The organism is Methylobacterium sp. Leaf466, from assembly GCF_001425565.1.
Taxonomy (GTDB): Bacteria; Pseudomonadota; Alphaproteobacteria; order Rhizobiales; family Beijerinckiaceae; genus Methylobacterium.
The window spans coordinates 1-25,618 of record NZ_LMRC01000016.1 but is presented as its reverse complement, the minus strand read 5'-3'; the positions used below and the strand labels follow the sequence as shown (position 1 = coordinate 25,618).

Annotated in this window: 14 protein-coding genes; 8 read left to right on the top strand and 6 right to left on the bottom strand. The window is 71.8% G+C overall.

What is annotated here, in order from left to right; genetic code table 11:
• Nucleotides 1-166 precede the first annotated feature (166 nt).
• Nucleotides 167-511: a hypothetical protein gene (locus tag ASG59_RS08715; RefSeq protein WP_055882030.1), complete on the top strand. Its 345-nt coding sequence runs from the start codon at nt 167-169 to the stop codon at nt 509-511.
• A gap of 164 nt (nt 512-675) precedes the next feature.
• Here the strand turns inward: ASG59_RS08715 and ASG59_RS20425 are convergent, their stop codons facing one another.
• The gene (locus ASG59_RS20425) at nt 676-813 is read right to left on the bottom strand and encodes a hypothetical protein (protein WP_156387570.1); all 138 of its coding nucleotides are present in this window, start codon (nt 811-813) and stop codon (nt 676-678) included.
• Between the two features lie 261 nt (nt 814-1,074).
• Between ASG59_RS20425 and purD the strand changes: the two genes are divergently transcribed.
• Nucleotides 1,075-2,358: a phosphoribosylamine--glycine ligase gene (gene purD, locus ASG59_RS08710; protein WP_056408286.1), complete on the top strand. Its 1,284-nt coding sequence runs from the start codon at nt 1,075-1,077 to the stop codon at nt 2,356-2,358.
• A 112-nt stretch (nt 2,359-2,470) separates the two neighbouring features.
• Here purD and ASG59_RS08705 read toward each other — a convergent pair whose 3' ends face one another.
• From ASG59_RS08705 to otsB, 3 genes are all read right to left on the bottom strand, one after another.
• Nucleotides 2,471-4,510 (bottom strand): EAL domain-containing protein, encoded by a 2,040-nt coding sequence (locus ASG59_RS08705; RefSeq protein WP_056408281.1) that lies wholly within the window; start codon nt 4,508-4,510, stop codon nt 2,471-2,473.
• Nucleotides 4,511-4,623: 113 nt separating this feature from the next.
• A complete protein-coding gene (locus tag ASG59_RS08700; RefSeq protein ID WP_055882108.1) occupies nt 4,624-5,622 on the bottom strand; it encodes a glucokinase in 999 nt (332 codons plus the stop codon).
• Between the two features lie 65 nt (nt 5,623-5,687).
• Nucleotides 5,688-6,434, bottom strand: a complete 747-nt coding sequence (gene otsB / locus ASG59_RS08695) for a trehalose-phosphatase (RefSeq protein ID WP_055882040.1) — start codon at nt 6,432-6,434, stop codon at nt 5,688-5,690.
• 152 nt (nt 6,435-6,586) lie between these two features.
• On the opposite strand from otsB, the gene ASG59_RS08690 reads away from it, so the two are divergent.
• Both ASG59_RS08690 and ASG59_RS08685 read left to right on the top strand, forming a co-directional pair.
• Nucleotides 6,587-7,081, top strand: coding sequence for a DUF427 domain-containing protein (locus ASG59_RS08690; protein WP_056408279.1), 495 nt, complete (start codon nt 6,587-6,589; stop codon nt 7,079-7,081).
• 52 nt (nt 7,082-7,133) lie between these two features.
• Nucleotides 7,134-8,360 (top strand): serine hydrolase domain-containing protein, encoded by a 1,227-nt coding sequence (locus ASG59_RS08685; protein WP_055882048.1) that lies wholly within the window; start codon nt 7,134-7,136, stop codon nt 8,358-8,360.
• A gap of 112 nt (nt 8,361-8,472) precedes the next feature.
• On the opposite strand, the gene ASG59_RS08680 is transcribed toward ASG59_RS08685, so the two are convergent.
• Both ASG59_RS08680 and ASG59_RS08675 read right to left on the bottom strand, forming a co-directional pair.
• Nucleotides 8,473-9,117 carry a DUF2147 domain-containing protein gene (locus ASG59_RS08680; protein WP_056287158.1) on the bottom strand — a complete coding sequence of 215 codons (645 nt, stop codon included), beginning with the start codon at nt 9,115-9,117 and terminating at the stop codon, nt 8,473-8,475.
• Nucleotides 9,118-9,298: 181 nt separating this feature from the next.
• Nucleotides 9,299-15,274: a DUF3320 domain-containing protein gene (locus ASG59_RS08675; protein WP_056408277.1), complete on the bottom strand. Its 5,976-nt coding sequence runs from the start codon at nt 15,272-15,274 to the stop codon at nt 9,299-9,301.
• Between the two features lie 408 nt (nt 15,275-15,682).
• On the opposite strand from ASG59_RS08675, the gene ASG59_RS08670 reads away from it, so the two are divergent.
• The 4 genes from ASG59_RS08670 to ASG59_RS08655 all read left to right on the top strand — a co-directional run.
• Nucleotides 15,683-18,685 (top strand): PAS domain S-box protein, encoded by a 3,003-nt coding sequence (locus tag ASG59_RS08670; protein ID WP_156399172.1) that lies wholly within the window; start codon nt 15,683-15,685, stop codon nt 18,683-18,685.
• A 110-nt stretch (nt 18,686-18,795) separates the two neighbouring features.
• On the top strand, nt 18,796-20,547 hold the full coding sequence (locus ASG59_RS08665; RefSeq protein WP_056408270.1) for an HWE histidine kinase domain-containing protein: 1,752 nt from the start codon (nt 18,796-18,798) through the stop codon (nt 20,545-20,547).
• Between the two features lie 581 nt (nt 20,548-21,128).
• Nucleotides 21,129-24,449, top strand: coding sequence for a M10 family metallopeptidase (locus ASG59_RS08660; protein WP_162245438.1), 3,321 nt, complete (start codon nt 21,129-21,131; stop codon nt 24,447-24,449).
• A partial coding sequence (locus ASG59_RS08655) for a calcium-binding protein (protein WP_162245437.1) occupies nt 24,425-25,618 on the top strand: 1,194 nt, incomplete at its 3' end. The genes ASG59_RS08660 and ASG59_RS08655, both read left to right, overlap by 25 nt.

Genomic DNA, 25,618 nt, shown 5'->3' with positions numbered 1-25,618 from the left:
CCGGGCCATCGTGCGTCGGGCGAAAGACGGCGCGCGGTTCAGGCCCCGGTCATCATCACGGCAGCAATGTGAATTTCGGAGCGTGGCCGGCGAACCGAATGCGGCCATGTGTGTTGTCACACGTATCCCTTTCCAAGGGACCGGCGATGGAATATCCCTGATCCTCATGAGTGCGCTGCAGCAAGTGCTGGTCGTCGATGATGGTCACCGTGCCATCGACCACTCCCTGGCCGGGGATCTGGCCGAACTCGGTTACGCCAGTGTGACGGCGTCACTCGAGGCGGCGCAGGATGTCCTGGCGGTGATCGCACGTCCCGCTGCGGTCCTTCTCCAGACCTCGTCCCGCCGCGATCCCGCGCATGCCATCCTCGCCGACCGCCTGCGCGACCAGATGCGCCACGCCGGCATCCCCGTCATCGTCGTCGACGAGACCTTCGCCGGCCAGGCGGGCGGCACCATTGATCTGCAAAGCCGCATCGGACCCTACGTCCTCAACGAGCCGGATCTGTAACCGACGCGAACGGATGCGCGTCTCGTCCGGCTGTCGGACCGGAGGCTCGATGGCGAGGCGGGGGAAAACGTAAGAGAGCGCTCGATGCCGAGCCGAGCACGCCGGTCGATGCGTCTATCCGAGTCGGATCGTCACCGACCTCAGGAGCGTGACGATGGCGGCAATCAGAACGACATCGCCAGCAGTACGGCGGCCGATATGATCGGCGCGAGGCCGATCACGACGGCCCATGGCCATAGGGAACCGCCCGTCATCCAGCGATTGTCGTTGGCGGCGCGTGGTGGGCCGGTCCAGTCGGTCACGCAGTGGGACAACCGGAAACCATTGCCCTTGCGGGGCACCGTCGAATTCGGGAGGGGACGGCGACATCCTGGCATAGCCGAAATCAACGCGCGCTCGCGGGAAGCGTTCCGTCGCCCGCAGGCCGCCGATCGGGCCTCCCTGCCATCGCCGCCGCGACGGTTCCCCGCCGGCGTTTCGATGATAGATGCGATGTCGGGGCGGGACGAGGCCGCGCCGGTGGTGCCGGGACCTCCGAACCGATCGGGAGACCATTCGAGCTCATGAACATCCTATTGATCGGTTCGGGCGGGCGCGAGCACGCCCTGGCCCTGGCCCTGGCCAAGAGCCCGCTGTGCGAGCGCCTGTTCACGGCGCCGGGCAATCCCGGTACCGCCACCGTGGGCGAGAATCGGCCCGGCCTGACCGTGTCCGATCATGCCGCCATCCTCGGCTTCTGCCAAGCCGAGGCCATCGGCCTCGTGGTGATCGGGCCGGAGGTGCCCCTCGTGGCCGGTCTCGTCGACGACCTGAAGGCCGCTGGCATCCGCGCCTTCGGGCCGAGCCGGGCGGCGGCGCGCCTCGAAGGCTCGAAGGGGTTCACGAAGGACCTGTGCGCCGAGCGCGGCATCCCCACGGCCGCCTTCGCCCGGTTCACGCAAATCGACCCCGCCCTCGCCTATCTCGCCGCGCGCGGCGCTCCGATCGTGGTCAAGGCAGATGGGCTCGCCGCGGGCAAGGGCGTGGTGGTCGCCGAGACGATGGAGCAGGCCCGCGCCGCGGTCCTGGCCATGCTCGCCGACGAAGGCGCCGAGATCGTCATCGAGGAATGCCTGTTCGGGGAGGAGGCGAGCGTCTTCGCCCTGTGCGACGGCACCCGGGCGGTGGCGATCGGCACCGCCCAAGACCACAAGCGTGCGTTCGACGGCGACCGCGGCCCCAACACCGGCGGCATGGGCGCCTATTCTCCCGCCACCGTCCTCACGCCCGCCGTGGAGCGGGAGGTGATGGAGACGATCGTCGCCCCGACGCTGGACGGCATGCGCGACCGCGGCACCCCCTTCGTCGGCATCCTCTACGCCGGGCTGATGCTCACGGCCGAGGGCCCCAAGCTCATCGAGTACAACACCCGCTTCGGCGATCCCGAGGCGCAGGTGCTGATGCCGCGCCTCACGAGCGACCTCGTGCCGGCCCTGGTGGCCGCCTGCGACGGCGACGTCTCAGGCGTCGAGATCGCCTTCGACCGCCACCGGGCCGCCCTCACGGTGGTGATGGCGGCGGCCGGCTATCCCGGCACGGTGGTGCGGGGCTCGCAGATCCGTGGCGTCGAGGCGCTGCGGGACGATCCCGACGTCGTCGTCTTCCATGCCGGAACCCGCCTGGAGAACGGCCGGCTCCTGGCCGAAGGCGGCCGCGTCCTGGCGGTGACGGCGCTGGGCGCCACCATGCTGGAGGCGCAGGCCAGGGCCTATGCCGCCATCGGCCGGATCGATTGGCCGGAGGGGTTCTGCCGCCGCGACATCGGCCGGCGCGCCGTGGCCCGCGAGCTCGCCGGGGACGGGATCTGATAAGGTCTCCGCTTGATGAAAGCGGTGACCTTATCAGCAAGCCCGCGCGGCGCCTGAGCGAAGCCCATTTCCGCATCACGAAGTGATCAACCGGAAATGTATGAGGCCGGCCTCAGGCCGCCCGCGTCGCGCGGCCGCCAGACGCGAACAGGGCGTCGATCTCGGCGGCCGGCCGGGCCGCGCTGAACAGGAAGCCCTGCATCTCGTCGCAGCCCTCCGCCTTGACGATGGCGAGTTGCTCCTCGGTCTCGATGCCTTCCGCCAGCGTGCGGATGCCGAGGCTGGCGCCGAGCCCGATGATCGCCTGGACGATGGCCAGCGCGTCGGCGTTGCGCGAGGCGTCGCGCACGAAGGACTGGTCGATCTTGATCTTGTCGAACGGGAACCGGCGCAGGTAGCTGATGCTCGAATAGCCCGTGCCGAAATCGTCCATCGAGATCTTGATGCCGGCCGCGCGCAGGCGGTGCAGGGTCGCGAGGTTGGCGCCGCTGTCGTCGAGGAGGACGCTCTCGGTGATCTCGAGTTCGAGCCGGTGCGGGGACAGTCCGGTCTCGGCGAGCACCGCCTTCACGACCCGGCAGAAGTCGCCCTGGCGCAGTTGCACCGCCGAGACGTTGACGGCGACGCTCGTCTCCTCCGGCCAGTTCGCCGCGTCGCGGCAGGCCTGGCGCAGCACCCATTCGCCCAGCGGCACGATCAGTCCCGTCTCCTCGACGACGGGGATGAAGACGCCCGGGCTGATCAGGCCCCGGGTGGGATGGCGCCAACGCACCAGTGCCTCCAGGCCGACGATGCCGCGGCTCGCGACGGAGAGGATCGGCTGGTGGTGCACCTCGAAGTGTCCGAGCGCGAACGCCGCCGCGATGTCCCGCTCCAGGGTCCGGCGCCGGCGCGCGGCTTCGTCCATCTCCGGAACGAACAGGCGCACCGTGCCGGCCCCCTCGGCCTTGGCATGGTCGAGGGCGAGGTCGGCGCTCTTGATGACGAGCCCGATGTTCGGCTCCTGCCCGTCCCACAGGGCGATGCCGAGGCTCACCCCCACGCTGACCGTCTGCCCGGCGATGGAGGCCGGGGCCTGCACGCCCGCGACGAGGTCTTCGCCCATGGCGAAGGCCTCGGCCTCGTCGCCGACGGTCCCGACGACCATGAACTCGTCGCCCGTGACCCTGGCCACGGTGTCGACCCCCGGGGACAGCGCGCGCAACCGATCGGCGACCTCGCACAGGAGCAGGTCGCCGATCGGGATCCCGAGGCCTTCGTTGACGAACTTGAACCGGCGCAGGCTCAGGGCGAACACCGCCAGCCTGCGCTCCCTGCCCCGGACCGTGTCGGCCAGGCTGTAGGCGGTCTCCTGGATGGCCGAGCGATTGGCGAGGTCGGTCAGGGCGTCGTGCCGGGCCAGGTGGGCGATGCGCGCCTCGCTCTCCTGGCGGTGCGTCACGTCCTCGAAGGTCGCCACCCAGCCGCCGCCGGCCATCGGCCGGTGCGAGACGGCGACGATGCGGCCGTCGGCCAGGGTGCGATGGACGTCGTGGCCGCCCCCGGCCTGGACCGCGGCCTGCACGCTGGCCTGGAGCCCGTCGATGGTGGTGTCGGGGTGGTAGCAGTTGCGCGAGAACAAGAGCGCGATGATCTCCCGCTGCGTCATGCCCAGGCGCAGGTCGCCGGGCCGCAGGCCGAAGATCTCGCAATAGCGTCCGTTGAACACGACCAGGCGCTGCTCGCGGTCGAACATGCACAGGCCCTGGCTCATGTTCTCCAGGGCGGCGTCGAAGCGCCGGTTCTGTTCGAACAGCCCGGCGTGGGCCTCCAGCGGGTCGGCGGCCGCCTCATCGCAGGCCGTGCCGACGCCGCGATGGCCGAGCCGGCGCCCGTCCGTATCGAGGCGCGGTTCGCAGGCGATCCTGACCCGGCGCAGCCGCCCGTCGGGATGCGCGTAGGGATAGGAGAGGGTCCTGATCCGTCCGTCGGCTGCCCAGGCGGGGGCCTCGGTGGCCAGCGAGGCGTGCGTCCGCCCCAGCAGCGCCGCCGCCGTCAGGCCGAAGGCGGCCTCGGCCTCGGGCGAGACGTAGGTCAGGCGGCCGTCCGCATCGGTTTCCCAGAACCAGTCGGCCGCCACCCGGGCTCTTTCCATCGACACGTTGGTGAACATCGCCCATCCCGAAGGTTGCGCGGAGCTTCGACGCAACCTCCTTAAGAAGTGCTACCGGCGCCGGGCCCGGGCGGCGTTTTGCGGCGAAAGTCCAGACGGTTCGCGGTGCCCGTTCACCCCCGCCGCCAGACCTGGCCGTGGTAGACGAACACCTCCGGCCGGCTCGCCAGGGCGGCGAGACCCGTCAGGGCGGGGTCCTGGACGGCGATGACGCTGGTGGGGATGGCCCGCATCTGCGCCACGTAGGGGCTCTTGGCCTCGAAGGCGTCGCGAAAGCCGCCCTGCCGCAGCACGGCGACGATCCGTGGGGCGATGCCGCCGCCGATATAGACGCCGCCGGTGGCCAGGAAGGTCAGGGCGAGGTCGCCGCAGACCCGGCCAAGCAGCTTGGCGAAGAGACGCAGCGCCGCCGCGGAATCCGGGTCCGCCCCCGTCAGGCCCCGCTCGGTGATCAGGGCGGGGTCGCCGGGCGGGCCCGCCTGCCCCGTCCGTACCTGACGCAGTGCCCGGTCCAGGCGCACGAGGCCCGGGCCCGACAGCAGGGTCTCGACGGTGACGCGCCCGCCGACCCGCTCCAGCGCCGGCCAGATCGCCATCTCCTCGTCGTCGGCGGGGCCGAGCTCGGTATGGCCGGCCTCCGTCGAGACGATGGCGAGGCGGTCCGCATAGGGGATCAGTGCGGCCGCCCCGAAGCCCGTCCCCGGGCCGAGCACCAGGCGGGCGCCCGAATCCGACAGGCCGTGCGGCCCGATGACCGTGAGCGCGTCCGGGGGAATGCTCGCGGCCCCGGCGGCCACCGGCACGTAGTCGTTGACCACCACCGCCCGCGACAGGCCGAAATCGGCCCCGATCCGGGCGCCGGCGATGACCCAGGCGGCATTGGTGAGGCGCACCTCCGGCCCGTCGACCCGGGCGGCCACCGCCAGGATGGCCGAGCGCGGCGGCGCGCCGTCGTGGCGGCCGAGGGCGGCGCGGATGGCGGCGCTGGGGTCCGGGAAGGCGGCTGTCTCGAGATGGGCGAGGAGGCGCGGCGGCGCCCCCGCCTCGGGCACCACCCCGAACCGCGCATTGGTGCCGCCGATGTCGCCGACGAGGACCGGGAACTCGAACATGGGCGTGTCTTCCATAGGACCGTCTTCCATGGACATGTCTCTGGTTTCGCGGAGCGGATCGGGCCTCAGGCCGGCGGCAGGGCGTCCGGGTCGATCGGCGCCCCGTCCGCCCAGGCGTAGAGCAAGGCCCGCACCGCCGCCGGGTCGGCGAGCCGGCGGGTGGCGATGGTCTCGGCCGGGCCGATGCGCACGCTGACGCCGCCGTCGGCGTTGACGGTGGCGAAGGCGCGCTCGTCGGTGAGGTCGTCGCCGAGGAAGATCGCCCGGCGCCCGGCGTAGGGGACATGGGCCGACAGGCCCCTGATCGCCGCCCCCTTGGTGGCCGAGGCCGGCACGATCTCGCCCACCGCCTTGCCGAGCTGCAGCCTGTAGGCCTCGCCGAGGGCGGCGGCGGCCGCCTCGACGACCCCGCGCGCGCGTTCGGCGTCGGCGGGGCTCGCCAGGCGCCAGTGCACCGCCACCGAGGCGCCCTTGTCCTCGATCAGGACCGCCGGCAGCGGGTCGAGGGCCGCGTGAAGGTCGTCGATCCGGGCGCGCAGGGCCGGATGGTCCTCCCGCCGGCCGCCGCCGACCTCGCCGCGAAAGCGCGTCTCGACCCCGTGGAGCCCGGCGACGTCGAAGCGCTCGGGCGCCAGGAACCCGTCGATCACCCCGATCGACCGGCCGGTGACGATGGCGAGCGCCCCCCCGAGCCGCTCGCGCAGCCGCGCCAGAGCGGCGGGCAGGGGCGGATCGACCCGGACCTGATCGGGCGTGGGCGCGATCTCCACGAGGGTGCCGTCGAAGTCGAGGAAGAGGGCGGGCTCGGTCACGGGGGGCGGCCTCCGGTCTGTCGCGGCCCTGCGCTACCATGGCGGGGAGTGCCGGCAAACGCTTTTGCGGGCGCCGGCGCGCGCTATCTCCCCTTCCCGGACGCCCTGCGTCCGGCCCCGGATTCCCCATCTCGCGCCACGAGGACGACGCCATGCACCCGAGCCCCGATCCCGCCGGTCCCGAGGAGGAGAGCGTCTGGGACTATCCCCGCCCGCCGCGCCTGGAGCCGGTGCGCCAGCGCCTGCGCGTGGTCTTCGCCGGCCTGACCGTGGCCGACACCCGCGAGGGGTTCCGCGTCCTCGAGACGAGCCACCCGCCGACCTATTACTGTCCGCCCTCCGCCCTGGTGCCCGGCCTCCTCGGGCCGCCGCGGCGGGCCGGGATCTGCGAATGGAAGGGCCGCGCGGTGCTGTTCGATCTCACCGCCGGCGGGCGCGTCGCGCAAGGGGCGGCCTGGGCCTATCCCGACCCGACGCCCGGCTTCCGGCCGATCGCGAACTACGTCGCGGTCTATGCCGGCGCGATGGACGCCTGCTACGTCGACGACGAACGGGTGGTGCCCCAGCCCGGCGGGTTCTATGGCGGCTGGATCACGCGCGCGATCCGCGGACCGTTCAAGGGCGGCCCGGGAACGATGGGGTGGTGAGGCCGCGTTCCCGGCCCTCTCCACGCGGCAGGCAGGGCGACGGGGCGATGGGATGCAGGACGTGAGCGTGACCGACCCGACCGCGGTCGGCCTGTGCCCCGAGCGCCTGGAGCGGATCGACGGCTGGATGCGCCGCCTCGTCGACGACGGGCGCCTCGCCGGCCTCTCGGTGAGCGTGGCCCGGCGCGGGCGCACTGCCTTCTTCCGCGCCCACGGCAAGGCCGACCTGGCGCGGGACAAGCCGTTCGATGCCGACACCATCGTGCGCATCTACTCGATGACCAAGCCGCTGACCTCGGTGGCGGTGATGATGCTCTACGAGGAGGGTCGGTTCCAGCTCGACGATCCCGTCACCCGCTTCCTGCCGGAGTTTTCCGACATGCGGGTGCTCACCGGCGGTAGCCGCGCGAAATGGGACACCGAGCCCGCCGCCCGCCCGATCACCATCCGCGACCTCCTCACCCATACCTCGGGCCTGACCTACGGCTTCATGGAGGCGACGCTGGTGGACGCCCTCTACCGCCAGAACGGGGTCGATTTCGGCGAGAACCAGGAGGCGAGCCTGGCCGAGGTGGTGCGCCGGGCGGCGAGCCAGCCGCTGCTGGCCCAGCCCGGTGCGGAATGGAACTACTCGGTGGCCACCGACGTGCTCGGCCACCTCGTCGCGGTGATCGCGGGGCGGGAGTTCGGCGACGTCCTGCGCGAGCGGGTGATCGCCCCCCTCGGGATGGTCGATACCGATTTCCACGTGCCCGCGGGCAAGCTGGCGCGGTTCGCGTCCAACTACAGCCTGTTCCGCGACCGCAAGCTGAAGCTCTACGACGACAGCGTCGAGAGCCGGTTCACGAGACCGCCCGCCCTCGCCTCGGGGGGCGGCGGCCTCGTCTCGACGGCGGCGGACTACATGCGGTTCTGCCGGTTCCTGCTGCGCGGCGGCGAACTCGACGGGGTCCGGCTCCTGGGCCGCAAGACCGTGGAGCTCATGCTGAGCAACCACTTGGACGGCGATCTTGCCGCGATGGGTCAGCCGCGGTTCTCCGAATCGTCCTACACCGGCATCGGTTTCGGGCTCGGGTTCTCGGTGATGCTCGATCCGGCCCGCGCCCAGATCGTCGGCACCCCCGGCGAGGTGGCCTGGGGCGGGCTCGCCAGCACCGCCTTCTGGGTCGATCCGCGGGAGGACCTCGCGGTGGTCCTCCTCGCCCAGCTCATCCCGTCCTCGGCCCTGCCGATCAGACGGGAGTTGCGGGTGCTGACCTACGCCGCCCTGGTGGACTGATCCGGTTTCCGGTTGAGTCGAGCGGGAACCGGATCACGAAGCCCGCGCGGGGCCTGAGCGAAGCCCATGTCCGGATCACGACGTGATCGACCGGACATGGGACGAGATCCGATCACTCCGCCGGCGCGGCGGCCGGCTTGGGTGCAGGCTTGGGCGCCGGCTTGGCGGTGCCGGTGGTGACGCCCGGCGCCGAGGCCGTCGCCGGGCCGGCCTTGGGCGCCCACTCGGCATCGGCCCGCGGGCCGCCCGGACCGTTGGTGGGTCCGGTGAGCTGGCCCGGAAGCACGTCGTTCACCCGCATCCAGGTCTCCGAGCCGCACAGGATCGCCAGCATGCAGCCGCGGATCGACAGCTCGTTGCGCTCCTCGGTCCAGATGGTGACGTCGTAGGACTTGCCCTCTTCGGAATTGTAGATCTTGCCCTCGAAGCGGGAATCTGCGTTGGGCTTCAAACCCATGATGAGCTGGTGGCCGAGCGAGGGTCGCGCCTGCTTCTTCGGGTCCGGGTTCTTGAAGTCGACCCGCGGCTGGCCCTTGTCGTTGAGGGGCACCTTCAGCCACACCACGTAGCCGCAGATGTTCTTTTCCTGCGGGCCGCACTTCTCGACGCGGATGCGGGCGCGCCCGTCCTTGGTGAGCCAAGTTCCGCTCGGATCGGCCGGAACGGCCAGGGCGGCTCCCGGCAGCATCGCCAGGGCCAGGGCCGCGAGGGGCCCGGTGGACCGGACGGCCCGGTCGATCGTCGATCGCTTCGTCATACGCTCAATCCTCACGCGCCCGACGCGCGTTCATGCACGGCCTCGGGGGCTCGGCTCGCCGATGTCGCGCCAACCCCGAGGACACCTGCCCGTACAATCACGTCGCCTTCCGACGCGAAGGTGACCGGATCATGGCCGGGAGAGGGAGATTCGGCGCGACTGCGGCGCGCCACGGCGCCCGTCAGGTGCCGCGGCCTGGGTTCCCGGTCTCCGGGGACGACGCGAGCTGCCCGGCGAGCGCGCAGGCACGGGAGAACCGCTCCCGTGTCGACGCCTCGACCCGCGACAGGCCGATCGCCTGGGCCATCAGGCGGATGCGGTCGGCCTCCGGGACTCCGGCCGGGAGCGTGCCCGCCAGCCCGACCAGTTCCGGCATCGGCGTGTCGCCATGGCTGCGCTGGCCAGCCGGCGACGGTCTGTAGGGGTGGCTCGCGCGCGGCTCCGCGTGCGGGGGCCACAGCACGGGGCGGCCGTCGTCCTCGGTGCGGGCGATGGAGGGGGCGATCCGGTCGAGGACGGCCTCGCGGATGAGGGGGCCGACGCGCTGCAGGTCGTGCGCCCGCGCCACGCGCCGCAGGAGGACGTCCTCGTAGATCGGTCCCTCGACGCGCGCCACGTGCTCGACGATCGCGGCCAGGACGGCGCGGTAGGACGCCTCGTAGAACCGCGCCGGCGCGATCGGCAGGCCGAGGCCGGCCGGATCGGCCAGGCGGTAGGTCGGCTCCGGCGTCGGGCCCGGCGCCCCGTCCCGGTCGGCGTAGAGGCGGTGGGCGACGGGGTCCTCCACGGACCGGGGATCGTCGGCGGGGACATCCGGACCCGCCTCCGACTCCGGCAAGGGGAGGACCGCGTCGGCGTCGGCCAAGCCCGCCTCCTCCTGCGCTGGCGGGGCGACCTGGGCCGAGGCGGCGACCTGGGCCGAGGCGGCGGCCTGGGCGCGGTCGGCCTCCAGGTCCTCGCGCAGGCGCCGGTCGAGCTTGGACAGCGCGCCCGCCGCATCCGTCCACCATTCGGTGCTCCAGACCCGGCGGATGCGCCAGCCGAGGTCGGTCAGCACATGCTCGCGCAGGCGGTCGCGGTCCCGCGCGGTGGCCGAGCCGTGATAGGTCGCGCCGTCGCATTCGACGCCGGCGAGGTAGCGGCCCGGTGCGTCGGGATGGACGATGCCGAGGTCGATCCGGAAGCCCGACACGCCGATCTGGGTGTGCACGGTCCAGCCCCTCGCCTGGAGGGCGGCCATGACGGCGGCCTCGAAGGGCGATTCGACGTCGCCCCCCGTGGGCGCGAAGGCCTCGGCGAGCGCCCGCACGCCGCGGTCGGCGAACTCGAGGAAGTGCTTGAAGTCGCGCACGCCCCGCGCCCGCGTGCGGCCGAGGTCGATCTGCTCGGGCCGCAGCGAGGCGAACACCACGAGTTCGCGCCGGGCGCGGGTGATGGCGACGTTCAGGCGCCGGTGCCCTCCGTCCTTGTTGAGCGAGGACACGGTGCTCACCGGCCGCCCGGCCTGGTCCGGCCCCACCGCCACCGAGAACAGGATGGCGTCGCGCTCGTCGCCCTGCACGTTCTCGAGGTTCTTGACGAAGACCGGCTCGTGCCAGCGGTCACGGTCGAAATACGGCTCCAGCTCCGGGTCGGCGCGGCGCCGCTCGTCGAGCAGGTTCTCGATCAGCCGCTGCTGCTCGCCGTTGAAGGTGACGATGCCGAGCGAGCGCCGCTGCCCCGCGAAGTCGGGCTCGCGCAGGCGCCGCACGACCTCGGCGACGACGGCGCGGGCTTCCGGCCGGTTCACGCGGCCGGCGCCGCGCTCGTAGACGCCGTCGGGCACATGCGTCAGGCGCACCGCCCGGTCGTCGGTCACCGGCGAGGGGAAGGTGACGAGGCGCCCGCCGTAGTAGCGGGCGTTCGAGAAGGCGATCAGGCTCTCGTGGCGGCTGCGGTAGTGCCAGTCGAGGGTGCGCCGCGGGATGTTGGCCGCCAGGCATTCGTCGAGGATCGATTCCTGGTCGATGACGTCGCTGCCGTCCTCGATGTCGTCGACGCCGCGGTCGCCGACGCTGGTGGGCGGCAACTGCTCGGGGTCGCCGACGATGACGACCTGCCGGCCCCGCGCGATGGCGCCCACGGCGTCCCAGGGCGAGATCTGCGAAGCCTCGTCGAAGATGACGATATCGAAGGGCTCCTTGTCGGGCGGCAGGTACTGCGCGATCGAGAGCGGGCTCATCATCACGCAGGGGGTGAGCCTCGTGAGCGCACCCGGCATCCTCCCGAACAGCTTGCGCAGGGGCATGTGCGCGGTCTTCTTCGTCAGTTCGTGCGAGAGCGTGCCCCATTCGGGGTCGGTCCCGAAGGCGGTCGGCCCCGGAATGCCGCCGCCCAGACGCGAGCGGACGACCTGCTTGGCGAGTTCGCCGAGGCGCGCGTCGGCCGCCCGGAAGCGGGCGATGGCGTCCTCGTGGCGCTCGGGCAGGAAGCTGCGCAGGATGGGGTCGTCGCTGACGACGCGGTCGGTCCACCAGCGGGCATAGGCGGTCTCGAACGCCGCCTCGGCCCGGTCGGGGGCGACGCGGCCTTCCTCGAGCGCCTCGACCAGGGGTGCGAGGCCGATCCGGCGGGCGTTCTGCGCGGCGGCCTGCCAGGCGCACCAGCCCTGGGCCCGCCCCAGCCCGGAGGCCCAGCGTCGGGCCAGGGCGATGCTGGCGTCGATCCAGCCGGTCTCCGCCGCCAGGGGCGCCTCGGGGTCGGCGCGCCCTGCCAACCGGTTGAGCGCCCGCGTCGCCTCGCCCGCCCGCGCGCGGTCCTGTCCGAAGGCGACATAGGCCTGCGCGATGGGGCCCCCGTCGGCCAGGGCCCTGGCCCGATGCTCGGCGAGCTGCGCGAGGTGGCCGCGCAGGCCCTCGGCGCCGAGGGACAGCGGCCCGAGGATGTCGAGAAGCTGTTCGACCCTGTCGGCCCAGGCCATCGCCGCCCGGAACTCGGCCGCCGGCAGCTCGGCGTCGCTCCACGGCGCCCCGAGCCGGGCGAGAACCGGGTCCTGCGCGCAGCCGGCCCGGACGTGCCGCGCGAGGTCGATCAGGCCGGTGAGGTCGGGCCCGAGGTCGTCGGGCAAGGCGCCCTCCGCATAGGGCTGCACCTGCAGGACCACCCGCCTCAGCCGGCCGCCCCGGACCAGGAAGTTCGCCCCCTGAGCCGCGATCCACTCGGCGAGCAGGCCCGGCAGGTCCGTGTCGAGGATGCCGGGGCGGTAGCGTCCGGCGAGCCGGCCGCGCAACTCGGCCCGGGTGTCCTGGAAGCGCTCGCGCGCGGCGACGGCCCGGCGCAGGTCGCCCGTGCCGTCGGCCAGGAAGGCGGCGCCGCAGCGCGCCTCCGGCCGGGTCAGGACATTGCCCAGCACCACGAGGCCGCGGGTGCCGGCATGGGTCGACAGGAGGGAGGGAAGGCCGATCGCCTCGGCAAACGCCCGCCCGCTCGTCGAGAGCGCCGCCAGCGCCTCCTCGACGGCCCTGATCGCGCCGGCCATGCCGTCGCGCCAGACCGGCGACCATTGCGTGGCCTCGACCCCCTGCAGCGGATGGTCGACGAGGGAGCCGACGGAGGCCAGGACGGGGCGCAGGTCGCGGCAGCCCGCGCGCAGGTCCGCCAGCGTCGCGCCGTCGTGCGCGCGATGGTCGTCCCAGGCGAGCGCCAGCCCCCCGTCGTCCGGACCCGCCGCGATCACCCGCCCGAACCCCTCGTAGGCCGAGAGCCCGTTCTCCCGCCGCCGGTGCAGGGCGGACACGAGGCCGTTCAGCTCTTCCCGCAGGCGCGCGAGGTCGCCCGCGGCGGTGTTCCACGCACCCTGCGAGGGCGTCGCGCGCTCGTGCCAGGCCCGGCGCAACTGGCCGAGCACCGCCGATTTCTGCGCCTTGGTGGAATGGACCTCCAGGCAGTAGTCGCCCAGCCCGATCTCCCGCAGGCGCCGCTGCACCACGTCGAGCGCCGCCGTCTTCTGCGAGACGAACAGCACCGTGCGCCCCTGCGCCAGGCACTGCGCGATCATGTTGCCGATGGTCTGGCTCTTGCCGGTGCCGGGCGGCCCGAACAGCACGAAGTCCCGGCCCTGGGCGGCGGCCAGGACCGCCGAGAGCTGCGAGGAATCCGCCGACAGCGGCGCGAACACGGTTTCGGGCGGGTGGTCCCGGTCGAGGCGGGTCGGATCGGGGAAGGGCGCGCCGTCGCCGTAGGCGTGCTTGGGCGTGTCGATGAGGTGGCGCACCACCGGGTTGCGTCGCAGGAGGTCGGCCCGGTCGACCAGGTCCTTCCACATCAGGTACTTGGTGAAGGAGAAGGCCGCGAGCACCACCTCCGGCACCACCTCCCACCCGCGCAGCTCCTGCACGTGCCGGCGCACGCTGCGGATGATGGCGTCGACGTCGATGCCGGCGGCGTCCCGCGGCAGCTCGCCCTCGAGGTCCGGCATCCGCAGGCGAAAATCCTCGCGCAGCATCTCCAGCAGGGTCGGGTTGATCCGCACCTCGTCGTCGTGGAGCGCCAGCCGGAAGCCGGCGCGCACGCTGGAGCGCTTGAGCGAGACCGGCACCAGCAGCAGCGGCGCGCGGTAGACGGCCTCGCCCTCCTTGCGGGTCCACGACAGGAAACCGATCGCCAGGAACAGGATGTTGGCCCCGCCCTCCTCGAAGCCGTTGCGGGCCAGCCGGTAGAGGTCGAGCAGGCGCCGGTCGAGCTCGGCCTCGGTGGAGGTCGTGTGGATCTCGCGCCGTGCGAGGGCGGCGGCGATGTCGCTGCGCCGGCCGTCGTCGAGATGGCGGTGAGCGTCGAGGCCGGCGTCGCGCCCGTCGGCCCCGGCCGGCACGTCGGAGACGGGCCTGAGGCGGTACTCGTGCCCGGCCGCCAGGCCGTCCTCCAGGGCGCCGGGGGCGGCGCATTCGAGGACGACGGAGCCCTTGCCGGGCTTGAAGTTCAGGAGCTTGTTGCGCACGCTCAGGTCGAGCAGCTTGCGCTTCCAGCGCTCCATGCGCCCGACCGGGGTCTCCGGGGCCTCGTCGGCGGGGGCGCGCCCCTCCTCGTCGAAGGGCGGAGGGGCCGACAGGGCCTGGTGGAGCCTTGCCGCCGGTGCGGGATCGACGGGGGCGGCCCTGCCCTCGCCGAGGTCCATCGGGCGGATGCCGCGGCGGCGGCAGCGCCGGACGTCGATGGCGACCTCGAGGGCGGCGGGCGCCGTGTCCTCGACCTGGGCGGCGCCCCGATCGACCGCGGCCGTGAACGCCGCGGGCGGATGGCGGGTCAGGAGCGTCGTCTCGACGAGGATCAGGTCCTGCAGGTCGCGGCGCTTGCGCAGGAGCTGCATGTCGTCGATCGCGGCACCCGCGAAATCCTCGTCGCGCAGCCACACCCCGACGAAGGCGTGGCCGGCGGTCAGCACGAGCACCGGGTTGAGGCCCGCCTGCTCGAGGCAGGCGGCATAGAGCAGCGAAAGGTCGAGGCAGGTGCCGACCCGGCGCTCGATCACGTCGCCGGGCCCCCTCACCTTCTGCCCCGCCCGCTCGAAGCTCGCGGGCGGCAGCACGTAGGCGATGGCCCGGTCGGCGAGCGCCGCCCAGATCGCCTCGGCGAGTTCCCAGGCGCGGGCCTTGCGGGCGGCGGCGTAGCCGTTCAATCCGGTCTCGCGGCCGGCCTCGGCGAGCTTGGTCGCGGCATCGCGCAGGACCACGTCGACGGCCGGATCGTTCGGCCGGACGAAGGCGGCGAGCAGTTCGGGCGCGCTGGCGCCGCCGCCCCAGTGCGAGGGCGGCAGCAGGCGCAGCTCCGCCACGGTCCGGGCGCCCTCGGTGCCCGCCTCCACCAGCACCGCCGTCAGCTCGAGGCGGCTCGCCTCGGTGAAGCCGGCGAGCAGCGTCGCGTCGAGGCGCAGGTCCGGCGTCTCGATGTGATGGCTGGAGCCCGCCGGAACCCGGTCGATGCGCAGCGTCAGCGGCCGCACCACCGCCGGCCGGCTCTCGATCCGCACCTCGATGTCGACGAGATCCCGGTCGGAGGCGTTGGCGACCACGATCTCCCGGATCACCGGAACCGCGTTCTCGTAGTAGGCGAGGCTGACGTGCTCCGTCGCCGAACAGGCGATCCGGACGCCCTCCCCCGGTTCGAAGGTCCCGCCGCTCACGGCGCGATCCGAGGGCCGGCCTCCCCGCGCGGATCACCCACGAGGCCGGACGCGGTACCGGAGCCGACGTCCGGGGCCGGATCGACGGCGAGGGACATCGCCCCGATCGGCTGAAAACCGCCCCTCCCGCCCATGGTCGCATCCATCTTCAATGGTGCGACCTGTTTCGCCGGTTCGCGGGCGTTCTTCAAGGTTGTGCATGCCACAGCCACCGGATGCATGACACCTGACGGCAGAGCTCGGGCCGATTGCATCCGGCAGGCGCGCGCGGGTCCGGCGGCGGGCATCCACCCGCAGGACCGAATCATCCTGCGACGGGCCGTTCCCCTTGTGCCACAAGGCCGTCCAGGCCATCGATGCTGCGACCCGGCAATGGAACGATCGGCCGCCCGCGAGCGTGACGCCAGGATGAGCGCGACCCGAGACAAAGAGGCGGCACGGCTCCGGGCCCTGGACGGCTACCGCATGCTCGACACCCCGCGGGAAAGCGATTTCGACGAGATCGCGGAAGCGGCTGCCGAACTCTGCGACGTCCCCATCGGCGTGGTCAACCTGATCGGCGACGGACGCCAGTTCTTCAAGGCCGAGGTCGGCCTGGGCGTGCGCGAGACCCCCCTCGAACACGCCTTCTGCCGCCACGCGCTGCTGCAGGAGGACGTCCTCTACGTGCCCGATGCCTCGCGCGACCCGCGGTTCGCGGGCAACCCCCTGATCACCGGCGCCCCCGGCCTACGCTTCTACGCGGGCGCCCTGCTGAAGACCGCCGAGGGGCACTCCATCGGTACGGTCTGCGTCCTCGACACCACGCCCCGCGAACTGACCGACCGGCAACGCAAGGGCCTGCTTCGGCTCGCCCGTCAGGCCATGGCGCAGATGGAGCTGCGCCGCTCGTTGCGGGATCAGGCCGAGCAGCGCCTGCTTCACGAACGCATCCTCGACAGCGCGATCGACTACGCCATCGTCGCGACCGACCCCGAGGGGCGGGTCACACGCTGGAACACAGGGGCCGAGAACGTGCTCGGCTGGAGCGAGACCGAAATGCTCGGCCGCCCGGCCGCGACGTTCTTCACGCCGGAGGACCGCGCCGTCCGGCGGCCCGAGACCGAGATGGCGCTGGCGCTGGAGAACGGAAGCGCCCCGGACGAGCGCTGGCACCTGCGCAAGGACGGCAGCCGGTTCTGGGCGAGCGGCGAGATCATGCCGCTGCGGTCGGACGACGGCCGTGTCGTGGGCTTCCTGAAGATCCTTCGCGACCGGACCGACGAACGCGAGGCGGGCGCCGCCCTCGAGGCGAGCGAGATGCGCTACCGCTCGCTGGTCGAGGTCAGCCCGCAGGTCGTCTGGTTCGGCGACGCGCAGGGCAACATCACCTACTGCAACGCCTATTGGTACGATTACACCGGCCTGCCCGCGGGCGAGGTCGGCGAGGCCAGCTGGATGTCCGTCATCCACCCCGACCACCGCGACGCCACGCGGCGTGCCTGGCTCGCGGCGGCGGCGTCGGGACGACCCTACGAGGTCGAGTTTCCGCTGCTGGGTCGCGACGGGCAGTACCGGTGGTTCCTGTCCCGGGCCCGTCCGGCGCGGGAGGCGGACGGGACCATGCGCAGCTGGATCGGCACCTCGCTCGACATCCACGAGCGCAAGGTCGCCGAGGCGCGCTTCCAGACCCTGACGGAACTCGCGCCGACCGTCATCTGGTTCGGCGATCCCGATGGCGGCCTGAGCTACCTCAACGACCGCTGGTACGCCTACACCGGCCAGACGCCGGAGCGGGCGCTGCCCATGGGCTGGGGCGAGGCGGTCCATCCCGACGACCTGCCGGGCATGCTCCTGAGCTGGGAGGATGCCCGCGCACGCGGGGGGCTCTACGACACCGAGGCCCGCCTGCGACGGGCCGACGGGGCCTACCGGTGGTTCCTGATCCGCGCCGAGCCGATGCGGGACGGCAGCGGCGCCGTCGTCGGCTGGCTCGGCAGCAACAGCGACATCCACGACCGCCGGCAGGCCGAAGACGAGCTTCGCAAGGCCCGCGAGCAGCTGCGCCTCGCCGTCGAGGCGACCGGGACCGGCGTGTTCGACTACGACCTCGTCGCGAACGTGCTGAACTGGGATACCCGCACCCGCAGCTTCTTCGGCCTCGGGCCGGACGCAACCGTCGACCTCGACGTCTACCTGGCGCGCCTGCACCCGGACGATCGCGACCGGGCCGACGAGGCGGTGCGTGCCGCCCTCGATCCGGCCGGCGACGGCACCTACGACATCACCTATCGCACCGTGGCCCCGGAGGACGGGGTCGAGCGCTGGGTCTACGCCAAGGGGCAGACCCTGTTCGAGGACGGCCTGCCGCTACGCCTCATCGGCACGGCCCGCGACGTCACCGAGAGCCGGCGGGCCGAACGGACCTTGCGCGAGACCGAGGAGCGCTACCGCCTCGCGGCCCGTGCCACCAACGACGCCATCTGGGACTGGGACCTCGGCACCGACCACATTCTCTGGAACGAGGCGGTGCAGACGTTGTTTGGTTACGCTCCCGAGGCGGTCGGCCCGAGCGGCGCCTGGTGGAAGGGTCACATCCATCCGGAGGACGTGGAGCGGGTGAAGGAGGGCATCTACACCGTGATCGAGGGGGCCGGCTCCGGTTGGACGGAGGAGTACCGCTTCCGGCGCGCGGACGGGACCTACGCCGACATCTTCGACCGCGGCTACGTCCTCCGGGACGGGGCGGGCCGCGCCGTGCGGATGATCGGCGCGATGCTCGACATCTCCGAACGCAAGCGGGCCGAGGAGCACCAGCGCCTGCTCACCGGCGAGTTGCAGCACCGCGTGAAGAACACCCTCGCCCTCGTCCAGGCCATCGCCAGCCAGACCTTCCGCGACGCCACCGACATGGAGGCCTCGCGCGACGCCTTCTCCGCCCGCCTGATCTCGCTGGGACGCGCGCACGACATCCTCACGGCGTCGAGCTGGACGCAGGCCCCCATCGTCGACGTGGTCGACGGGGCGCTGGCGGTGCATCGCGGCGGCGCGGCGCATCGCATCCGCACCGGCGGCCCGAACGTCCACCTCGCCGCCAAGCCGGCCTTGTCCCTGGCGCTCGCCCTGCACGAACTCGCCACCAATGCGGCCAAGTACGGGGCGCTCTCGAACGACCTCGGCGGTGTCGACCTGCGCTGGCACATCGCGCACGAGGATGAGACACCGCGGTTCTGCCTGACCTGGTCCGAGCACGGCGGTCCGCCCATCCTCGCGCAGCCGACCCGTCGCGGTTTCGGCTCGCGCCTGATCGAACGCAGCTTCGCCGCGGAGGCCGGCGGCGCGGTCAGGCTCACCTACCTGCCCACCGGCCTGGTTTGCAGGCTGGAGGTGGCCCTCGCCTCCATGCAGGAGCAGCACGATGTGGCCGCCTGAGCGGGCCTCGGGACAGTGGTCGCCGGCTCCCGGTCCGGGCGCCGGGCCCGGTCGCGACGGCCCGGTCGCGATCCTCGCCGATGAAACCGTGACATAGGACCGGTTTCTCGATGTCGCTCACCAAACGGATCGTGGGCCTCGTGGCCCTGGCGCTCGTGCCGGCGTTGGCCATCCAGGGTTACAACGAGTACGCGCTGCGCACGGCGCGCGGCGAGGCCGTCCGCGGCGAGGCGATGCGCGTCGCCCGCAGCATCGCGGCCGACCTCGGCCAGTTCGGGCGCGGCACCCGGCAGGTCCTCGACGTGCTGTCCGAGGTGCCGGAGATCCGGGGCATGGAGCCGGCCAGCTGCACGGCGTACCTGAAGACCCTGCTCGGCAAGGTGCCGGGCGTGTTCTTCTTCGGCGTCGCCGACGCCGACGGCGGCATCGTCTGCAATACCCTCGGTTCCGCCCGTGGTTCCTACGGGCTGGCCGATCGGGGCTACTTCCAGGATGCGATGCGCACGGGCGGCTTTGCCATCGGCGAGTTCGTGACCGGTCGCATCACCACCAAGCCGACGTTGCAGTTCGCACAGGCCATTCCGGGGACGGGCGACCGCCCGGCGGGTGTCGTCCTGGCCAGCATCGACCTGACCCATCTCGCCGCGCATCAGGCCCGGGCCGGCTTCCCGCCGGATGCGACGCTGACCGTCGCCGACCGGAAGGGCTCCATCGTGATCCGATTGCCCGACCACGAGCAATGGGTCGGCAAGACCCTGCCGTCCGATCTCTGGTCGGCGCTCACGGCGAACCGCGGCAGGGTCATCGACCTGCCCGGCCTGCGCGGGACCATGCGCATCACCGGCATCGCGGCCGCGACGCCGGACGACCTCGATTCGGTGACGGTCGCCGTCGGGTTCTCGCCACAGGCGGCTTTCGCCGACATCGACGCGGCGACGCGGCGCGGCGTGATCCTGATCGGTCTCGGTGCTCTCCTGGCCGTGGTGGCCGCCCTGCTGGCGGGGCGTGCCTTCATCAAGGACCCCGTGCGCCGCCTGCTGGGGGCCGCGACGGCCTGGCGGACGGGGGATCTCGGCACGCGGACCGGCATCTCCGGTCCGACCGAGTTCGGCCAGCTCGGCGAAGCATTCGACGCCATGGCGAGCGCCCTCCAGCGTCACGAGAGCGAACTGCGCTCCGAGATCTCCCGCAGCCACCTGCTGCAGGAGCGACAGAGGATGATGCTGCACGAACTCAACCATCGTGTCCGCAACACCCTGGCCACGGTGCAGTCCCTTGCCCGTCAATCGCGCCGGGGCGACCCGTCGGACGAACAGCTCGAAGGGCGCATCCTCGCCTTGTCCAAGACGCACGACCTGCTCTCGCGGGACGATTGGACCGGGGCTTCGCTCGGCACGGTCCTCGAGAACGAGTTGGCGCCGTTCCGGGTGGGGCAGGCCGACCGCTTCCGGCTGGACGGGGCCGACCTCGACCTGCCCCCGCGCTACGTCCTGGCGCTCGGCATGACGGTGCACGAACTCACGACCAACGCGGCCAAGTACGGTGCGCTCTCCGTCCCCGGGGGCCGGGTGGACATCGCCTGGCGCGTCGTCGCCGGCGAGAGCGGCGCCAGCCGGCTGGCGATGGGGTGGCACGAGAGCGGCGGCCCCTCGGTCGTGGAGCCGCGACGGCGCGGTTACGGAACCCGCCTGATCACCGGTGCCATCACACAGGAGCTCGGGGGGGCGGTCCGCCTGGCGTTCGAGCCGGAGGGTCTTCGCTGCACGCTCGACGTCCCCCTCGATGCGCTGGACCGCTTCACCTCGTTCAGGGAAGCCGAGACGGCCTCGCCCCGGCCGGCGGCGCATCACAACCCGCATTGACCGGTACCTCTGCATCCGATGGCGCAATCCGCCGGACAGGATGCGCCAAGGTTGGGCGGCCAGGGTTGGACGGTAACTGCGGACACGACCATCGTTTCCGGGTCCGTATCGCGGCGTGCCGCACCGTCTTCCCACCCCGATCCGCGTGGTCGCCGCCCCGATCGAGAGGATCCGACCGTCCCCCGGCCCATGATGGCGCCCGACGTCGCGATCCTGCGCTGAGTCGCAACACGAGGCGAGGGGCGGACACCGGACCATCGAGCCGAATGCAGTGTCGAAGAGCGCCGGGCCGGACGGTTGCGCGTTGCGGATCGCCCGAGGCCGGGTTTTGAAACGGACGATGGCGGTACCATTGTCATCGCGCAACATTCGTGTGCCGGCATTGCTGCCGAGAACTGCGTTGCACAATTGTCATTGCTAAAAAAGGATTATCGTTTTTACGGATTTCACTCAGCGGCTTGCCGCCCAATCCGCCGAACCGTTTCAAGACTTGAACGCCGCCCCGGCGATGCGCCGGTCGGGGCCTCCCGGCACGACGCGCTCCAGATCATCGGAAAACCGACATGTGCTACGTGTGTGCGTTGACCGAAGGAACTCCGTCCTACACGGCGTTCGATCACGACATCGACGGCGCGACGGGCGGTTCGGGCGCATCGAACTCGGCCTCGGTGAGCAAGAAGGCCGGCGACAGCGGCGACATCAACGGGTTGCTGTGGGGCTACAAATGGACCCCCACGACGCTGACCTACTCGTTCCCGACGAGTTCGGCGGAGTACATCAGCAACGGCTACGAGGCGGTCAACGGCTTCCAGGCGTTCAATACGGCCCAACAGACGGCGGTGACGCGGCTGCTGAACACCGTCGCGGCGGTCACCGGCCTCGGCTTCACCCTCACGACCGACACCAACGCCAACCTGCGCTTCGCGATGGTGGATACGCTCGACAGCGGGACGGGCGACGCCCTCCACGTTCCGGGCGGATCGAACAATTCGGCCGAGGCGACCCCGCCCGATCCGGACAGGTTTCCGGCCTACGCCTTCGGCGACACCTGGTTCAACAAGACGAGCTACAACGCGCCCACGCCCGGCAGCTTCGGCTACGCCGCCGGCATCGCGCACGAGATCGGGCATGCGCTCGGGCTGAAGCACGGCCACGCCGCCCAGACCACCCACGCAGAAGTCTTCCCCGAGCTGCCGACCGATCACGACAGCCAAGAATACTCGATCATGACCTACAACACCTGGCCGGAGGGGAGATCGAAGTACAACGACGCCGACTATCCGATCGGCCTGATGCAGGACGACATCGCCGCGCTCCAGTATCTCTACGGCGCCGATTTCACGACCAACGCAGGCGACTCGCGCTACACCTGGAGCCTCACCTCGGGCCGGATGTCGATCGACGGGGTGCCGATCGACGACGCCGATCCGGCCCGGAACATGATCTTCCAGACGATCTGGGACGGCGGCGGCACCGACACCTACGACTTCTCGAACTACGCGCAGGCCCTCGTCGTCGACCTGCGGCCCGGCGCCTGGACGACCCTCAGCGAGGCCGCCCGCAACACCCAGCGCGCCTACCTCGGGATCGCCGACGACGGAGCCCCCCTCAACTTCGCCCGCGGCAACATCGCCAATGCGCTGCTCTACGACGGCGATGTCCGATCCCTGATCGAGAATGCCGTCGGCGGCGCCGGTGCCGACGCGCTCACCGGCAACGCCGCCGACAACGTCCTCGAGGGCGGCGCCGGCGGCGATACCCTCGACGGCGGCGAAGGCGCGGACACCGCGAGCTACCGCTCCTCGGACGTCGGCGTCGACGTCGACCTCAGCCGCGCCACCCTGCTCCCGGGCGATGCGCAATACCGCGCGCCCACGGGCGGTCATGCGGCCGGCGACAGGCTGATCTCCATCGAGAACCTGATCGGCAGCGGCCTCGACGACCGGCTCGTGGGCTATGGCGCCCTGTCGGGCAGCGCGATCGACGCCGGCAAGGGCAACGACACCGTCTTCCTCGGTGCCGGGACCGACGTGGCGCGCGGCGGCCTCGGGAACGACACCATCACCGACTCGGGCGGCGACGACGTCCTCTACGGCGGCGACAGCAACCTCGTGGTCAACGGCGGCTTCGAGGTGGTCGCCGATCCGACCATGGATGCCAACGGCTACGGCTATTACGCTCCGCTCGACGGCTGGCAGCGCCTGGCCGGACCGGGGATCGAGCTCTTCACCGGCGGCGCGGCCGGGACGCCGTCCGAGGGACGCTACGGTGTCGACCTCGAGGGCAACCAGGCCAACACGAACGCCATGATCACCCAGACGATCGCGGGCGCCGAGGACGGCGCGCTCTATCGTCTCGCCTTCGACGCCCGCAAGATCGGCACGGCGGCGAACGCGCGCCTCGAGGTCTACTGGGGGGCGCAGAAGCTCAACTGGACCATCGGCGCAGCCACCACGGACTACATCGACCCGGGGACGGCCACCCTGGTCTACTACATCGACCTCACCGGCGGCGCCGGGACCGGGACCGACAAGAACCGGCTCACCTTCAAGGAGGTCGGCACCGGCGACGCCCACGGCACCCTGATCGACAACGTCCGCCTGTACCGGGTCGAGGCCGGCACGGCCAAGGCCTCCGACGACGATCCCTTCGCCGACGGCAACGACGTGCTCACGCCGGGGACCGGGGCCGACACCGTCTTCGGCCACGGCGGCGACGACACCGTCACCATCAGCGACCTCGACGGCAACGCGGACCATGTCGACGGGGGCTCGGGCACCGACCTCCTGATGATGAACTGGTCGGCCGCCACGAGCGCGATCACCTACGTCGGGCTCGGCACCAGCGATTCCACCGCCTTCGGCCAGGCCGAGCGGTATGTCCTCGGCTCCTTCGGGCAGACCCTGTATTTCAAGGAGATCGAACGCTTCCACCTCAGCGGCGGCACCGGCAACGATGCCCTGAACGGCGGCGGGCTGAACGACATCCTGATCGGCAACCGCGGCGACGACACCCTGAACGGCGGCGGCGGGGTCGACGACATCGACGGCGGCGAGGGCTTCGATCGCGCGCTGGTCGCCCTCTCGGGCAGCGGCAACAACACCGTCGTCCTCCAGCAGCTTCAGGGCGGGGGCACCCTCACCCTCTCGAACGGCACCAGGCTGACGTCGATCGAGGCGATCGACCTCCTGGCCGGCGACGGCAACGACCTGCTCGACGTGCGCGGAACGGTGGTCAACGCCGCGGGCGTGGCCTCCACCGATCCGGCGTTCGCGCGCACCGCGACGCATTTCGCGGGCAAGGGCGGCGACGACACCCTGATGGTCGACCTCGCGACCTCCTACGGCGCCTCTTTCGACGGCGGTGCCGGCACGGGCGACCTGCTGGTCATGGACTGGTCGCGGGCGTCCAGCGCCATTTTCCGGGACAGCGGCGACGGGGCCTACAAAAGCTATTCCCACACCGTCACCGTGGTGAACCACGGCTCGACCGAGTACTTCTATTCGGCCTCCTTCACCGGCGTGGAGCGCTTCGACCTCACCGGCGGCAGCGCCAACGATACGCTCATCGGCGGCGCCGGCAACGACCGGCTCAACGGCGGCACCGGCTCGGACACGCTGACCGCCGATGCCGGCCTCGACACGCTGGTCCTGGACTGGTCGTCGTACGCCAACGGCTACGGGGTCGGGGGCGGGATCACGGGCGGGACGCTGGCGGCGGGCTACGGCGGACCGGCCTCGACACGCTGGTCCTGGACTGGTCGTCGTACGCCAACGGCTACGGGGTCGGGGGCGGGATCACGGGCGGGACGCTGGCGGCGGGCTACGGCGGGGCYTTCAGCGTCTACAACTCGAACTACGCCGCCACCTTCACCGGCGTGGAGCGGTTCGACCTGGCGCTGACGGCGGTGGCGGACGCGGTCACCACCGGGGACGGCGACGACATCGTGCGCGGCAACGGCGGCGCCGACGACCTGTTCACCGGCAAGGGCGCCGACACCGTCGACGGCGGGGCCGGGATCGATACCTGGTCGGCCGACAAGTCSGGCATGACCGCGGCCCTCGTCCTCGACCTGAGGCTCGTCGGCCTGCAGGGCACCTACGTCRTCGACGGCAAGACGGCCACGGTGCGCGACATCGAGACCCTCGGCAACGGCAGCGCCGACCCCTTCAGGTCGGGGGCCGGCAACGACGTGATCACCACCCGTGCCAGCGACGACAACGACCAGATCGCCACCAACGGCGGCGCCGACAGCGTCAGGATCGCGGGCGGCAACGACTGGATCGACCTGGGCGGCAACGCGGCGGGCACGGTCGACACGCTGATCCTGGACTGGTCGGCCTTCGACAACGGCTACGGCGTCGGCGGCGGCGTGGCCGTCGGCGGCTCGCTGGTGGCCGGCTACGGCGGCGCTTTCRGCGTCTACAACTCGAACTACGGCGCCACCTTCGCGGGCGTCGAGCGCTTCGACCTGACGCTGACGGCGCGGGGCGACGCCATCGTCACGGGCGACGGCAACGACACCGCCCGGGGCAACGCGGGCAACGACATCCTCGACACCGGCAAGGGCATCGACRTCGTCGACGGCGGTGCCGGGACGTCCGACCGGTGGCGGTCCGACAAGTCGGCGATGACGRCGGCACAGGCGATGGTGCTGGACCTGACCCGGGCGGGCACGCAGGCGAGCTACCTGGGCACCGGCACGGTGGCGGGCATCGAGGCCCTCGACCTGACCACCGGGGCGGSGGCKGACCGGATCACGACGCTGGCCTTCGATCTCAACGACACGCTCGCCACCGGCGACGGCAGCGATTGGGTGACGGTCGCGGGYGGCAACGACACCATCGGGATGGGGGCGGGCGTCGACACGCTGATCCTGGACTGGTCGGCCTTCGACAACGGCTACGGCGTCGGCGGCGGCGTGGCGAGCGGCGGTTCGCTCGCGGCGGGCTACGGCGGGGCTTTCAACATCTACAACTCCAACTACGGCGCCGCCTTCGCGGGCGTCGAGCACTTCGGTCTCACCCTCACCGCACGTGGCGACTCCCATCGTCTATGCGCCTTTGGCCAT

Coding starts and splice junctions, on each gene's coding strand:
- ASG59_RS08715 (WP_055882030.1), top strand. CDS start 167: ATGAGTGCGCTGCAGCAAGTGCTGGTCGTCGATGATGGTCACCGTGCC.
- purD (WP_056408286.1), top strand. CDS start 1,075: ATGAACATCCTATTGATCGGTTCGGGCGGGCGCGAGCACGCCCTGGCC.
- ASG59_RS08705 (WP_056408281.1), bottom strand. CDS start 4,510: ATGTTCACCAACGTGTCGATGGAAAGAGCCCGGGTGGCGGCCGACTGG.
- ASG59_RS08700 (WP_055882108.1), bottom strand. CDS start 5,622: ATGTTCGAGTTCCCGGTCCTCGTCGGCGACATCGGCGGCACCAATGCG.
- ASG59_RS08690 (WP_056408279.1), top strand. CDS start 6,587: ATGCACCCGAGCCCCGATCCCGCCGGTCCCGAGGAGGAGAGCGTCTGG.
- ASG59_RS08685 (WP_055882048.1), top strand. CDS start 7,134: ATGCAGGACGTGAGCGTGACCGACCCGACCGCGGTCGGCCTGTGCCCC.
- ASG59_RS08680 (WP_056287158.1), bottom strand. CDS start 9,117: ATGACGAAGCGATCGACGATCGACCGGGCCGTCCGGTCCACCGGGCCC.
- ASG59_RS08670 (WP_156399172.1), top strand. CDS start 15,683: ATGAGCGCGACCCGAGACAAAGAGGCGGCACGGCTCCGGGCCCTGGAC.
- ASG59_RS08665 (WP_056408270.1), top strand. CDS start 18,796: ATGTCGCTCACCAAACGGATCGTGGGCCTCGTGGCCCTGGCGCTCGTG.